The sequence below is a fragment of the Streptomyces sp. CB01580 genome (assembly GCF_001905795.1).
GTDB lineage: Bacteria > Actinomycetota > Actinomycetes > Streptomycetales > Streptomycetaceae > Streptomyces.
Genome location: NZ_LIXJ01000015.1, coordinates 159,619 through 173,538, shown reverse-complemented (window position 1 = coordinate 173,538; position 13,920 = coordinate 159,619). Strand labels below are relative to the sequence as shown.

Sequence of the window (13,920 nt, the reverse complement as noted above, 5' to 3'; positions counted from 1 at the left end):
AACCAGATCACGAGACACTAGCAATGTGCCGAATTTCCGGCCGGGGCGAGCGGCGGGAGCGGAGAGCCGGGCGGGCGGGGGAGGGAGTCCGGAAGCTGTCAGTGGTGCATGGGATGCTGGACGGCGATGGCCACCAGAAGGAATTCCACCGACGACCCGCTCGCCCCCCTCACGCTCGCCGTGGGCCAGGAGGACCTGCTCCTCGACCGCGCCGTGCAGCAGGTGGTGGCGGCGGCCCGGGCCTCCGACCCCGACACGGATGTCCGCGACCTCACCTCCGACCAGCTCCAGCCCGGCACCCTGGCCGAGCTGACGAGCCCCTCGCTCTTCGCGGAGCGCAAGGTGGTGATCGTGCGCAACGCGCAGGACCTCTCCGCCGACACGGTCAAGGACGTCAAGGCGTATCTCGGCGATCCGGTCGAGGAGATCACCCTTGTGCTCCTGCACGCGGGCGGCGCCAAGGGCAAGGGCCTGCTGGACGCGGCGCGCAAGGCGGGCGCACGGGAGGTCGCCTGCCCGAAGACGACCAAGCCGGCCGAGCGGCTCTCGTTCGTACGGTCCGAGTTCCGGGCGCTGGGGCGCTCGGCTACGCCCGAGGCGTGCCAGGCGCTGGTCGACTCCATCGGCAGCGATCTGCGGGAGCTGGCGAGCGCGGTCTCGCAGCTCGTCGCGGATGTCGAGGGCACCATCGACGAGGCGGTCGTCGCCCGTTACTACACGGGCCGTGCCGAGGCGTCGAGCTTCACGGTCGCCGACCGTGCGGTGGAGGGCCGGGCGGCGGAGGCGTTGGAGGCCTTGCGCTGGTCGCTGTCGACCGGGGTGGCGCCGGTGCTGATCACGAGTGCGCTGGCGCAAGGCGTACGGGCGATCGGCAAGCTGTCCTCGGCCCGCGGCGGGCGGCCCGCCGACCTCGCCCGTGAGCTGGGGATGCCGCCGTGGAAGATCGACCGGGTGCGGCAGCAGATGCGTGGCTGGACACCCGACGGGGTGGCCCTCGCCCTGCGGGCGGTCGCGGAGGCCGACGCGGGGGTCAAGGGCGGCGGAGACGATCCGGAGTACGCCCTGGAGAAGGCCGTGGTCGCGATCGCGCGGGCGGCGCGGTCGGGGCGGTCGGGGCGGTAGCGGCTGTAGGGGCGGCGGGGGCGGTAGGGCCTGTCCGGCGGACCAGGGCCGGACACGCCCTACCGCGGCCCTGATCCGCCGGACAGCCCTGGCCCCGGCCTCGGCCCTGATCCGCCGGACAGGCCGCGGCCCCGGGCCTTCAGGGCCCGCAGGAACGCCTATGCCGAAGCCCCCGCCCCCCGAACGCCTACGCCGAAGGCCCCGGCCTCCCCGTAACGCGTACGCCGAAGGCCCCGGTCTCGCTCTGGGGAGAGCTGAGACCGGGGCCTTCGGTTCACGCTTGGTGCGCCGCACCCGCGTGGCGAACGCAGGTTCGGTGTGCGGCGCGGGGTGCCGGTCAGGAACGGGAGAGAGGGCCCGCGAGGTCCGTCCCGGCGATCACATCAGAATGCTCAGCCCTGGAGGGAGGCAACCTTGGAGGCCAGCGCCGACTTCTTGTTGGCGGCAGCGTTCTTGTGGATGACACCCTTCGAGACGGCCTTGTCGAGCGCACGGGAGGCGTCGCGAGCGGCCGTGGTGGCCTTCTCGACGTCACCGGCGGCGACGGCCTCACGGGCCTTGCGGATAGCGGTCTTGAGCGAGGACTTGACGGCCTTGTTGCGCAGGCGCGCCTTCTCGTTCGTCTTGTTCCGCTTGATCTGGGACTTGATGTTCGCCACGAAAGAGCCTTTTCAGGTTCGTTGGATCTTCGATGTGTGCCCCGTGGCCCGGGAGAGTCGCGAAGCACAGCTGTCAACGGTACCAGCCGCGCTCCGACCGGCCCAAACCGGTCTCCGCCCCGCAACCATGGGACGATGGAAGCTACGTATCGATCCGACCGAACCGACATCGACCCGAGACACGGCGTTCGGCGTCTCAAGAATCAGGACCCTGCGTGCCCGCGACTCCTACCAACGTGCCCGAGCCGAGCCGTACCGACCCGGCGCTGATCCGCAACTTCTGCATCATCGCGCACATCGACCATGGCAAGTCGACCCTTGCCGACCGGATGCTCCAGCTGACGGGCGTGGTCGACCAGCGGCAGATGCGCGCCCAGTACCTCGACCGCATGGACATCGAGCGCGAGCGCGGCATCACCATCAAGTCCCAGGCGGTCCGTCTGCCCTGGGCCCCGACCAGGGGCGAGGACCAGGGCCGCACCCACGTCCTCAACATGATCGACACCCCGGGCCACGTGGACTTCACCTACGAGGTCTCCCGTTCGCTCGCCGCCTGCGAGGGCACGATCCTGCTGGTCGACGCAGCGCAGGGGATCGAGGCCCAGACGCTGGCCAACCTCTACCTGGCGATGGAGAACGATCTCACCATCGTCCCGGTGCTCAACAAGATCGACCTCCCGGCCGCGCAGCCGGAGAAGTTCTCCGAGGAGCTGGCCAACCTCATCGGCTGCCGGCCGGAGGACGTGCTCAAGGTCTCCGCGAAGACCGGTGTCGGCGTGGACGCGCTGCTCGACCGGGTGGTCAAGGACATCCCGGCCCCGGTCGGCCGGGCCGACGCCCCCGCCCGCGCGATGATCTTCGACTCGGTCTACGACTCGTACCGCGGCGTGGTCACGTACGTCCGTGTCGTCGACGGCCAGCTCAACAAGCGCGAGCGGATCCGGATGATGTCCACCGGCGCCACCCACGAGCTGCTGGAGATCGGGGTCTCCTCCCCGGAGATGACCGCGGCCGACGGCCTCGGCGTCGGTGAGGTGGGATACCTCATCACCGGTGTGAAGGACGTCCGGCAGTCCAAGGTCGGTGACACGATCACCTCCCTGAGCAAGGGCGCGGACGAGCCGCTGGGCGGTTACAAGGACCCCAAGCCGATGGTGTTCTCGGGGCTGTACCCGCTGGACGGCTCGGACTACCCGGACCTGCGCGAGGCGCTCGACAAGCTCCAGCTCAACGACGCCGCCCTCGTGTACGAGCCGGAGACCTCCGCCGCGCTCGGCTTCGGTTTCCGCGTCGGCTTCCTCGGGCTGCTCCACCTCGACGTGATCCGCGAGCGCCTGGAGCGCGAGTTCGGTCTCGAACTCATCGCCACCGCGCCCAACGTGGTCTACCGCGTCGAGATGGAGGACGGCACCGAGCACACCGTCACCAACCCGAGCGAATTCCCCGAGGGCAAGATCGACCGGGTGCACGAGCCCGTCGTGCGCGCCACGATCCTCGCGCCCAGCGAGTTCATCGGCGCGATCATGGAGCTCTGCCAGAGCCGGCGCGGCGCCCTGCTCGGCATGGACTACCTCTCCGAGGACCGGGTCGAGATCCGCTACACCCTGCCGCTGGCCGAGATCGTCTTCGACTTCTTCGACCAGCTGAAGTCCAAGACGCGCGGCTACGCCTCCCTCGACTACGAGCCCACCGGCGAGCAGACCGCCCACCTCGTCAAGGTCGACATCCTGCTGCACGGCGACAAGGTCGACGCTTTCTCCGCCGTCACGCACAAGGACAAGGCGTACGCGTACGGCGTGCGGCTGGTCGCCAAGCTGCGCGAGCTGATCCCGCGGCAGAACTTCGAGGTGCCGATCCAGGCGGCCATCGGTTCCCGGGTGATCGCCCGTGAGACCGTCCGCGCCATCCGCAAGGACGTCCTCGCCAAGTGCTACGGCGGTGACATCTCCCGTAAGCGGAAGCTGCTGGAGAAGCAGAAGGAAGGCAAGAAGCGGATGAAGATGGTCGGCAGCGTGGAGGTGCCGCAGGAGGCCTTCATCGCGGTGCTGTCCACGGACGAGTCCGGCGGGGAGAGCAAGAGCAAGAAGTAGCCCCCGCCCTTCCACCCGCCCGGGGGTGGCACCCCGTGAGGCCCCGACGGGCCCCCGTGTCGCGGCGCACCGCGCGACACGGGGGCCCGTTCGTTATGAAGCGGCGGCCCCTTGCCTCTTACGCGGCGGACGCGGGCGCTCTACCCTGATCACTGCCTCGTAGTTACTCGCCAGTTAAACAAGTGGGACCGGGTGGCGCGGGGTGAGCAGCGGGGGACGGGTGTCGCGGCCGCGCGGAACGCGTCCGGCCCGCGCGGAACGCGCGCCCCATGTGCACGCGCGGTCCGGGCGGGACGACGGGCACGCGGACGCACGAAGGAACGCGGTACCGGTCCGAGGGAACGGAAACAGCAGCCCAGCAGGAAACGAACAGCTCAGCAGGAAACAAGCAGCCACACATAGCCACCAGCAGCGACCAGCAGCCGGTCGTGAAGTACTGCCGCAGGCCCGGAGGATGTCGTGAGCGACACACAGACCCAGATCGAGAACCGACCGCCCTCCGTGGCGAACCTCTTCATCGACCGCGTGGCGGCGACTCCGAACGGGGAGGCGTACCGCTACCCGGTCCCCTCGGCCACCGGCGAGGGACCCGATGACTGGAAGTCGCTGAGCTGGGCCGAGACCGCCGAGCGGGTGTACGCGATCGCGGCGGGACTCATCGACCTGGGTGTGCGGCCGGAGGAGCGGGTCGCGCTCGCCTCCAGCACCCGGGTGGAGTGGATCCTCGCCGACCTCGGCGTGATGTGCGCGGGCGCCGCCACCACCACGGTCTATCCGTCGACCAACGCGGACGAGTCGGCGTTCATCCTCTCCGACTCCGAGAGCCGGGTGCTGATCGCGGAGGACGCGGAGCAGCTGGCCAAGGCCCGCGAACGCCGCGAAGGGCTGCCGAACCTCGCCCATGTGGTCGTCGTCGACCCCGAGGACGCCGGACCCGCCGAGGGCGACCCCGAGGGCTGGGTGCTCACCCTCGCCGATCTGGAGGCCCGGGGCGCGCGGTACCTGGCCGAGCACCCCGACGCGGTCGAGAAGCGGGTCGCCTCCATCACGTCCGACCAACTGGCCACCCTGATCTACACGTCCGGCACCACCGGCCGCCCCAAGGGCGTGCGGCTGCCGCACGACAGCTGGTCGTACATGGCCAGGGCCACCGTGGCGACCGGCCTGATCACCAAGGACGACGTCCAGTACCTCTGGCTGCCGCTCGCGCACGTCTTCGGCAAGGTCCTCACCTCCGGTCAGATCGAAGTCGGTCACGTCACCGCCGTGGACGGCCGGGTCGACAAGATCATCGAGAACCTGCCGGTGGTCCAGCCGACGTACATGGCGGCCGTGCCCCGCATCTTCGAGAAGGTCTACAACGGTGTCGCCGCCAAGGCGCGGGCCGGTGGAGGGGCGAAGTACAAGATCTTCCAGTGGGCGGCAGGGGTCGCCCGCGAGTACGCGGTGGTCTCGCAGGACAACTTCCGGCGCACCGGCGCGTCCTCCGTCCCGTTCGCCCTCGGGGCCCGGCACAAGATCGCCGACACCCTCGTCTTCGCCAAGATCCGCGAGGCCTTCGGCGGCCGGCTGCGCGCCTGCATCTCCGGTTCCGCGGCGCTCGCCCCCGACATCGGCTACTTCTTCGCGGGCGCCGGCATCCACATCCTGGAGGGCTACGGCCTCACCGAGACCAGCGCCGCCTCCTTCGTCAACCCGGGCGAGGCGTACCGCACCGGCACCGTCGGCAAGCCGCTTCCCGGCACCGAGGTACGGATCGCCGACGACGGCGAGATCCTGCTGCGCGGCCCCGGCGTGATGCAGGGCTACCACGGGCAGCCGGAGAAGACCGCCGAGGTGCTGGAGGCGGACGGCTGGTTCCACACCGGGGACATCGGCGAACTGTCCGTGGACGGCTACCTCCGGATCACCGACCGCAAGAAGGACCTGATCAAGACGTCCGGCGGCAAGTACATCGCCCCGGCGGAGGTCGAGGGGCGGTTCAAGGCGGTCTGCCCGTTCGTCTCGAACATCCTGGTGCACGGCGCGAACCGCAACTACTGCACCGCCCTCATCGCGCTCGACGAGCCGACCATCCTCGGCTGGGCCGCCGAGAACGGCCTGGGCGGGAAGCCGTACGCCGAGGTGGTGGCCTCCGCGCAGGCCGTCGAGCTCATCGAGGGCTATGTGCGGCGGCTCAACGAGGGGCTGCAACGCTGGCAGACCATCAAGACGTTCCGGCTGCTGCCCCGCGATCTGGACATCGAGCACGGCGAACTGACGCCGAGTCTGAAGCTGAAGCGCCCCGTCGTCGAGCGCGAGTACAAGGACCTCATCGAGGACATGTACGTGGGGGCCCGCGAGGTGTAACCGCGCAATCTCGCCAGGGCGCGGCGGCATCCGCGGGGCGCCCGGCGCAACGGCCCCTCACCGCACCCCGTGAGGCCCGGTTTCCGGGCCCGCGGGGTGCGGTGACAGGGGCTTTCGGACCGGCCGCGCCGTGCGGCCGGTCCGTATTCTTCTGCCCTCACTTCGGCAACTCGCCGCTTATGGGCCTGGTCCATCTGTCAGTCTGTCGGTGTCGTCGGAGGCGTCCAGCGAGAACAGACAGCAACGAGAACAGCCAGAGCGAGAACAGGTCAGGAGCTGCGCCGTGGGGTCCATTCCCTTGCAGCGGGACATCGTTCAGCGTCCCGGTATCACCGTCGGCCGTGCGGATGAGCGGCCGGTGGCCCGTACATCTCTGCCCGGAAATCTCCTTGCCCCTTCCGCCGGCCGCCGGTTCGTGCGGGCCGCGCTCACCGAGTGGACCGGGAGCGGACTGGCCGCGGCCGTGGGTGTCAGCGAGCGGCTGACCGACGACGCCTCGGTCGTCGCCAGCGAACTGGTCACCAACGCGGTGGTGCACGCCGGGACCAACGTCGAGCTGCTGTGCCGGCTGGAGGAGGCCACCGAGGACGAGGCCGCGGCCCTGGTGCTGGAGGTCTCCGACCACCACCCCGCCCGCGCCGTGCGCGGCGAACGCCCGGAGGACGGCGGCCCGGCGGACGACTCGGCCGCCACCGGCTTCGCCGCGCCCACCGATCCCGCAGAGTACGGCCGCGGCCTCCAACTCGTCGGCACCCTCGCCGAGCGCTGGGGCATCACGTACCGCACCGGTCTCAAGACCGTCTGGGCCCGGCTCCCCGTCGACGACTGGAACCCCTTCCCCGAACCGTCCGCCGAGACCGGGTTCCAGCACGGGTTGCGCGCCGCCGAACTGCTCGCCCCCACGGCCCGGCGCGCCCTGCGCGACGACGCGGACTGGGCCGGCCGGGGCGCGCTCTCGTTCCTCGCCGAAGCCTCGGACCTGCTCGCCGGTCAGCTCGACGAGGACATCGTCGCGGCGCTCGCCGGACAGTTACTGGTGCCCAGGCTCGCCGACTGGTGCGCGATATGGCTGGAGCCGGAGAACGGCGGCCCGGTGGCCGTGCCCCGGCTCGCCAGCGTCTGGCACCGGGACGAGACCGAGACCGCGTCGCTGCGCACGGTGCTCGAACAGGACCCCATCCGGCTGCCCGAGCGGGTCGGCACCGGTCCCGTCTGCCTGCCCTGGCCCTGGGGCGAGGAGGAAGGGAAGGGAGGGGAGGAGCCGGAGGCGCACGCCCGCGCCGCCCTCGCCTACCGCATCACGTCGGGCGGCCGCACGCTCGGCGCCGTGCTCCTCGGCCGGGAGGGCGCCGGGCGCGTCCCCGACGAAGTGACCGCCCTGATCGAGGACTTCGTCCGCCGGGTCGGCCTCGCCGTCGGCGCCGCCCGCGCCTACACCCGGCAGGCGACGATCAGCCGCATCCTGCAACGGGCGCTGCTGCCCGGCAAGGTCGCCGACATACCCGGGGTGACCAGCGCGCTGGTCTACGAACCCAGCGACGACGGGGTGGTCGGCGGCGACTTCTACGACATCTTCCCGTGCCCCGGCGACCGCTGGTGCTTCGTCCTCGGTGACGTCCAGGGCAGCGGCCCCGAGGCCGCCGTCGTCACCGGCCTGGCCCGGCCCTGGCTGCGGCTGCTGGCCCGCGAGGGCTTCGGCGTCGGCGAGGTGCTGGACCGGCTGAACCGGCTGCTCCTCGACGACGCGATGGAGGCGGCCGAGGCGGCCGCCCTCATGGTGGCCGCGGCGGGCGGCCAGCAGACCGCGGACACCGGGCAGTCCCGCTTCCTCTCCCTGCTGTACGGGGAGCTCGTCCCGCTGCCGGACGGCGGCGTGCGCTGCACCCTGGCCAGCGCCGGCCATCCGCTGCCGTTGCTGCTGCGGCCCGACGGCGAGGTGCGCCCGGCCGCCGAGCCGCAGATGCTGCTCGGCCTCTTCGACGACGTCGCGTACGAGAGCCAGAGCTTCGACCTGGTGCCGGGCGACAGCCTGCTGTGCGTCACGGACGGGGTGACCGAGCGGCGGTCCGGAACGCTGATGTTCGACGACGGGGACGGTCTGGCCCGGGCGCTGGCCGACTGCACGGGCCTGTCGGCGGACGGCATCGCGGACCGGATCAAACGGGCCGTGCACGAGTTCGCCGAGCGCCCGCCGGACGACGACCTGGCACTGCTGGTGCTCCAGGCGGGGTGAGCGTGGGCGCCCGCCGTCACGGTCGTGCGTCACTGGCATGCCTCCGGTCGTGCGTCACGGCCATGTCTCGGGCTTGCGTCATGGGCATGGCCGGGCGATGCCGCCCGACGGGGGACAATGGGCGGTATGCCTTCCGTACTGCCCGATGGTGAACCCGTGCCCGACGACGGGGCGCTGCCCCGCCATGCCCTGGAAGGCGCCGCCCACCGTCCGCTCGGCTTCTACCTGCATGTGCCCTATTGCGCGACCCGCTGCGGCTACTGCGACTTCAACACCTACACCGCGACCGAGCTGCGCGGCTCCGGCGGCGCCCTGGCCTCCCGGGACAACTACGCCGCCCATCTGACCGGCGAGGTCCGCCGGGCCCGCGAGGTCCTCGGCGACGACCCGCGCCGGGTCCGTACGGTCTTCGTCGGCGGCGGGACGCCGACCTTGCTGGCCGCCGGTGACCTGGTCCGGATGCTGGGGGCGATCCGCGACGAGTTCGGTCTCGCGGACGACGCCGAGATCACCACCGAGGCGAACCCGGAATCCGTCGGTCCGGCGTATCTCGCCGAACTGCGGGAGGGCGGCTTCAACCGGATCTCGTTCGGCATGCAGAGCGCCCGGCAGCACGTGCTGAAGGTCCTGGACCGCACGCACACCCCCGGACGGCCACAGGCGTGTGTCGCCGAGGCGCACGCGGCGGGCTTCGACCACGTCAACCTCGACCTGATCTACGGCACGCCCGGCGAGTCCGACGACGACTGGCGGGCCTCCCTGGACGCGGCGATCGGGGCCGGTCCGGACCATGTGTCCGCGTACGCGCTGATCGTCGAGGAGGGCACCGGGCTGGCCCGGCGCATCCGGCGCGGCGAGATCCCGATGACCGACGACGACGCCCACGCGGACCGGTACCTGATCGCGGACGAGGCGATGACCGCGGCGGGCTTCTCCTGGTACGAGGTGTCGAACTGGGCCCGCACGCCCGAGGCCCGCTGTCTGCACAACGAGCTGTACTGGCGCGGGGCCGACTGGTGGGGCGCCGGACCGGGGGCGCACAGCCACGTCGGAGGCGTGCGCTGGTGGAACGTGAAGCACCCCGGGGCGTACGCGCAGGCGCTGGCCGAGGGACGCTCGCCCGGCGCCGGGCGCGAGATCCTCTCCGCCGAGGACCGGCGGGTCGAGCGGATCCTGCTGGAACTGCGCCTCGCGGACGGCTGCCCGCTGTCCCTGCTGAAGCCGGAGGGCCTGGCCGCGGCCGACCGCGCGGTCGAGGACGGGCTGTTGCAGCGGGAGCCGTACGGACGGGGGAGGGCGGTGCTCACCCTGCGCGGACGCCTGCTGGCCGACGCGGTGGTGCGGGACCTGGTGGACTGAGGGGCCCCTCCTCACCTGCCGGAGGGACCGGATCCGGGGCCGTCACACACTCATTCGGGCGCCGTCACGAAATCGATCAGGTGTTCCACCGAGCCCAGGAGTGTCGACTCCAGGTCCCGGTACGAGCGCACCGAGGACAGAATGCGCTGCCAGGCGGCGCCGGTGTTCTCCTCCCAGCCCAGCGCCCGGCACACGCCCGTCTTCCAGTCCTGGCCGCGCGGTACCACCGGCCAGCCGGTGATGCCCACGGACGACGGCTTCACGGCCTCCCACACGTCGATGTAGGGATGGCCGACCACCAGCACGTTCGCGTCCGACACCTGCTCCGCGATCCGGGACTCCTTCGACCCCGGGACCAGGTGGTCCACCAGGACGCCGAGCCGGGCGTCCGGGCCGGGGGAGAACTCGCGCACGACGGCCGGAAGGTCGTCGACGCCCTCCAGGTACTCGACGACCACGCCCTCGATCCGCAGGTCGTCGCCCCAGACCCGCTCGACCAGTTCCGCGTCGTGCCGGCCCTCCACATAGATCCGCCCCGCCCGCGCGACCCGGGCACGCGCTCCCGGAACCGCGATCGAGCCCGAGGCCGTGCGCGCGGGGCGCGCCGGTGAAGCCGCCGACGGCCGCACCAGCGTGACCACCTTGCCCTCCAACAGGAAACCGCGCGGTTCCATCGGGAACACCCGCTGCTTGCCGAAACGGTCCTCCAGGGTCACCGTCGGCCCCTGGGCCGTCTTCTCGCAGCGGATCACCGCACCGCAGAACCCGGTGGAGACCTCCTCCACGACCAGATCGGCTTCGGCGGGGACCTCGGGAACGGGGGCGGACCTCTTCCACGGCGGGGTCAGGTCCGGTTGGTAGCTGCGCATCGGACGACGATAGGACGGGAACGGTCCACGACACGCCGAGGGTGCCCGCCTCGCACGCCGACAGGGCCCGTCCTCCCGCCGTCCTCAGGGGCCCGTGCGTCCCCCGTGCAGCGCCGCCAGCCGGTCGCGCTGGTCCCTGACGAACGGCGCGTCCACCACCGCCCCGTGCCCGGGGACGTACACCGCGTCCTCGCCTCCCAGCGCCAGCAGCCGGTCCAGCGCGGCCGGCCAGCGGGCCAGGGCCGCGTCCGGGCCCGCCTGAGGTTCACCGGACTCCTCGACCAGATCGCCGCAGAACACCACGGCGGGGGAGCCCGGCACGACCGCCACCAGATCGTGGCCGCTGTGCGCGGGGCCCAGATTCGCCAGCAGCACCCGCCGGCCGCCGCCCAGATCGATTGTCCGCTCGTCGCGCACCTCGTGATCCGGCGCCACCAGCGCGGCGACGGCCCTGGCCGCCTCGTGCTCGGGCACCCCGTGGCGTACCGCGTCGGAGCACAGATCCGCCGCCCCGCTTCCGCTCCTCAGCAGGTCCGCCGTACCGGCCGCCCCGTACACCCGGACGTCCCCGGAGCCCGGGCCGTCCGAGGCCGCCCGGACACCCGGGAACGCCGCGGTGCCCAGAACGTGATCGAAATGGGGGTGGGTGAGTGCGATATGCGTCACCTCCCGGCCGAGCAGGGCCCGTGCCCCGTCCCGGATCCCGGCCCCCTCGCGGAGCGTGGACCCGGTGTCGACGAGCAGCACACCTTCTGCTCCGGCCACCAGCGCGGTCGTCGCGTCCCAGCCGGGCAGGCGGCGCCGTCCCGTACCGTGACCGATCCGCTCCCAGCCGAACTCTTCCCAAGAGGTGTCCATACCGGGACGCTATCGGCAGCGGACCGGTACGGTCTCGCGATCATGTGGCCGGTCGCCCTTGCTAGGTCCCCAGTCGGCCGCCGTACACTGACCGGGGGATGGCTGGCACTCGCGCCGACAGAGTGCCAGGCGGATCCCTGGGGAAAGAAATCGGGTACGGCCCGGGAACCACCGCTGAACCAGCTACCTGGAGGTGCGCGCGATGCTCAGCGAACGCAGACTCGAAGTGCTGCGCGCCATCGTTCAGGACTACGTGGGCACCGAGGAGCCGGTCGGCTCCAAGGCGCTCACCGAGCGGCACAAGCTGGGGGTCTCCCCGGCCACCGTCCGCAACGACATGGCGGTGCTGGAGGACGAGGGCTTCATCGCCCAGCCCCACACCAGTGCCGGGCGTATCCCGACGGACAAGGGTTACCGGCTCTTCGTCGACAGGCTCGCGGGCGTCAAGCCCCTCTCGTCGCCGGAGCGCCGCGCCATCCACAATTTCCTCGACGGCGCGGTCGACCTCGACGACGTCGTGAGCCGCACCGTCCGGCTGCTCGCGCAGCTGACCCGGCAGGTCGCCATCGTGCAGTACCCCTCGCTGACCCGGTCGACGGTGCGGCACGTGGAACTGCTGTCGCTGGCCCCCGCCCGGCTGATGCTCGTGCTGATCACGGACACCGGCCGGGTCGAACAGCGCATGATCGACTGCCCCGCCCCGATGGGCGAGACCTCGCTGGCCGATCTGCGGGCCCGTCTCAACAGCCGGGTCGTCGGGCGCCGGTTCTCGGACGTCCCGCAGCTGGTGCAGGACCTGCCGGAATCCTTCGAGAGCGAGGACCGGGGGACCGTGTCCACCGTGCTCTCCACCCTGCTCGAAACCCTGGTCGAGGACACGGAGGAGCGCCTGATGATCGGCGGCACCTCCAACCTCACCCGCTTCGGACACGACTTCCCCGTGATGATCCGGCCGGTGCTGGAGGCGCTGGAGGAGCAGGTCGTGCTGCTGAAGCTGCTCGGTGAGGCCAAGGACTCGGGCATGACCGTACGCATCGGGCACGAGAACGCCCACGAGGGACTGAACTCCACGTCCGTCGTCGCAGTCGGCTACGGTTCGGGCGGCGAGGCAGTCGCCAAACTCGGCGTGGTCGGACCGACCCGCATGGACTACCCCGGAACGATGGGAGCGGTACGCGCAGTGGCACGTTACGTCGGACAGATCCTGGCGGAGTCGTAAGTGGCCACGGACTACTACGCCGTACTCGGCGTGCGCCGCGACGCCTCCCAGGACGAGATCAAGAAGGCATTCCGGAGGCTCGCCCGCGAGCTGCACCCGGATGTGAATCCCGATCCGAAGACCCAGGAGCGGTTCAAGGAGATCAACGCCGCCTACGAGGTGCTGTCGGACCCGCAGAAGAAGCAGGTCTACGACCTCGGCGGCGACCCGCTGTCCGCCTCCGGCGGCGGTGGCGGCGCGGGCGGCTTCGGACAGGGCGGCTTCGGCAACTTCTCCGACATCATGGACGCGTTCTTCGGTACGTCGTCGCAGCGCGGGCCCCGCTCGCGCACCCGGCGCGGCCAGGACGCGATGATCCGGCTGGAGGTCGATCTCGCCGAGGCGGCGTTCGGCACCACCAAGGACATCCAGGTCGACACGGCCGTCGTCTGCACCACGTGCAGCGGCGAGGGCGCCGCTCCCGGCACCTCCGCCCAGACCTGTGACATGTGCCGCGGACGCGGCGAGGTCTCCCAGGTCACCCGGTCCTTCCTGGGCCAGGTCATGACCTCGAGGCCCTGCCCGCAGTGCCAGGGCTTCGGCACGGTCGTGCCGACCCCGTGCCCGGAGTGCGCCGGGGACGGCCGTGTCCGGTCGCGTCGCACGCTCACCGTGAAGATCCCGGCGGGTGTCGACAACGGCACCCGCATCCAGCTCGCGGGCGAGGGCGAGGTCGGCCCCGGCGGCGGCCCGGCCGGCGACCTGTACGTGGAGATCCACGAACTGTCGCACCCGGTGTTCCAGCGCCGCGGCGACGACCTGCACTGCACCGTCACGATCCCCATGACGGCGGGCGCGCTCGGCACGAAGGTGCCGTTGGAGACGCTCGACGGCCTGGAGGAGGTCGACATCAGGCCCGGCACCCAGTCCGGCCAGTCGGTCCCGCTGCACGGACGCGGCATCACCCATCTGAGGGGCGGCGGAAGGGGCGACCTGGTCGTGCACGTCGAGGTGATGACCCCGACGAAGCTCGACCCGGAGCAGGAACGACTGCTGCGCGAACTGGCGAAGATGCGGGGCGAGGAGCGGCCCACCGGCCAGTTCCAGCCCGGTCAGCAGGGGCTGTTCTCCCGGCTGAAGGATGCCTTCAACGGCCGCTGACGGGCCCCGCGCGGGCTTCTGC

10 protein-coding genes are annotated in these 13,920 nt (G+C 71.4%); 7 read left to right on the top strand and 3 right to left on the bottom strand.

What is annotated here, in order from left to right; genetic code table 11:
• Positions 1–126: 126 nt before the first annotated feature.
• A complete protein-coding gene (holA, locus tag AMK22_RS22035) occupies positions 127–1,122 on the top strand; it encodes a DNA polymerase III subunit delta (RefSeq protein ID WP_073787506.1) in 996 nt (331 codons plus the stop codon).
• A gap of 392 nt (positions 1,123–1,514) precedes the next feature.
• Here the strand turns inward: holA and rpsT are convergent, their stop codons facing one another.
• Positions 1,515–1,781 (bottom strand): 30S ribosomal protein S20, encoded by a 267-nt coding sequence (gene rpsT / locus AMK22_RS22030; protein WP_073787504.1) that lies wholly within the window; start codon positions 1,779–1,781, stop codon positions 1,515–1,517.
• 215 nt (positions 1,782–1,996) lie between these two features.
• Between rpsT and lepA the strand changes: the two genes are divergently transcribed.
• From lepA to hemW, 4 genes are all read left to right on the top strand, one after another.
• Positions 1,997–3,871, top strand: a complete 1,875-nt coding sequence (gene lepA / locus AMK22_RS22025) for a translation elongation factor 4 (protein ID WP_073787502.1) — start codon at positions 1,997–1,999, stop codon at positions 3,869–3,871.
• 459 nt (positions 3,872–4,330) lie between these two features.
• Positions 4,331–6,220: an AMP-dependent synthetase/ligase gene (locus AMK22_RS22020; RefSeq protein ID WP_073787500.1), complete on the top strand. Its 1,890-nt coding sequence runs from the start codon at positions 4,331–4,333 to the stop codon at positions 6,218–6,220.
• Positions 6,221–6,518: 298 nt separating this feature from the next.
• Entirely contained in the window at positions 6,519–8,453 is a 1,935-nt protein-coding gene (locus AMK22_RS22015) for an ATP-binding SpoIIE family protein phosphatase (RefSeq protein ID WP_073787498.1), read from the top strand.
• Between the two features lie 117 nt (positions 8,454–8,570).
• Positions 8,571–9,812 carry a radical SAM family heme chaperone HemW gene (hemW, locus tag AMK22_RS22010; protein WP_073787496.1) on the top strand — a complete coding sequence of 414 codons (1,242 nt, stop codon included), beginning with the start codon at positions 8,571–8,573 and terminating at the stop codon, positions 9,810–9,812.
• Between the two features lie 50 nt (positions 9,813–9,862).
• Here the strand turns inward: hemW and AMK22_RS22005 are convergent, their stop codons facing one another.
• Together AMK22_RS22005 and AMK22_RS22000 are read right to left on the bottom strand one after the other, a co-directional pair.
• Complete coding sequence (locus tag AMK22_RS22005) at positions 9,863–10,681, bottom strand: DUF3097 domain-containing protein (protein WP_073787494.1); 819 nt, start codon at positions 10,679–10,681, stop codon at positions 9,863–9,865.
• An 84-nt stretch (positions 10,682–10,765) separates the two neighbouring features.
• Positions 10,766–11,539, bottom strand: coding sequence for an MBL fold metallo-hydrolase (locus AMK22_RS22000; protein WP_073787492.1), 774 nt, complete (start codon positions 11,537–11,539; stop codon positions 10,766–10,768).
• A 202-nt stretch (positions 11,540–11,741) separates the two neighbouring features.
• Here AMK22_RS22000 and hrcA point away from each other — a divergent pair, with 202 nt between their 5' ends.
• On the top strand, positions 11,742–12,758 hold the full coding sequence (gene hrcA, locus AMK22_RS21995) for a heat-inducible transcriptional repressor HrcA (RefSeq protein WP_073787490.1): 1,017 nt from the start codon (positions 11,742–11,744) through the stop codon (positions 12,756–12,758).
• Positions 12,759–13,898 carry a molecular chaperone DnaJ gene (dnaJ, locus tag AMK22_RS21990; RefSeq protein WP_073787488.1) on the top strand — a complete coding sequence of 380 codons (1,140 nt, stop codon included), beginning with the start codon at positions 12,759–12,761 and terminating at the stop codon, positions 13,896–13,898.
• Positions 13,899–13,920: the final 22 nt, after the last annotated feature.

What these genes read in the sequence shown, in the direction of transcription:
- holA (WP_073787506.1), top strand. Translation starts at nt 127, where the DNA reads ATGGCCACCAGAAGGAATTCCACCGACGACCCGCTCGCCCCCCTCACG.
- hemW (WP_073787496.1), top strand. Translation starts at nt 8,571, where the DNA reads ATGGGCGGTATGCCTTCCGTACTGCCCGATGGTGAACCCGTGCCCGAC.
- AMK22_RS22005 (WP_073787494.1), bottom strand. Translation starts at nt 10,681, where the DNA reads ATGCGCAGCTACCAACCGGACCTGACCCCGCCGTGGAAGAGGTCCGCC.
- AMK22_RS22000 (WP_073787492.1), bottom strand. Translation starts at nt 11,539, where the DNA reads ATGGACACCTCTTGGGAAGAGTTCGGCTGGGAGCGGATCGGTCACGGT.
- hrcA (WP_073787490.1), top strand. Translation starts at nt 11,742, where the DNA reads ATGCTCAGCGAACGCAGACTCGAAGTGCTGCGCGCCATCGTTCAGGAC.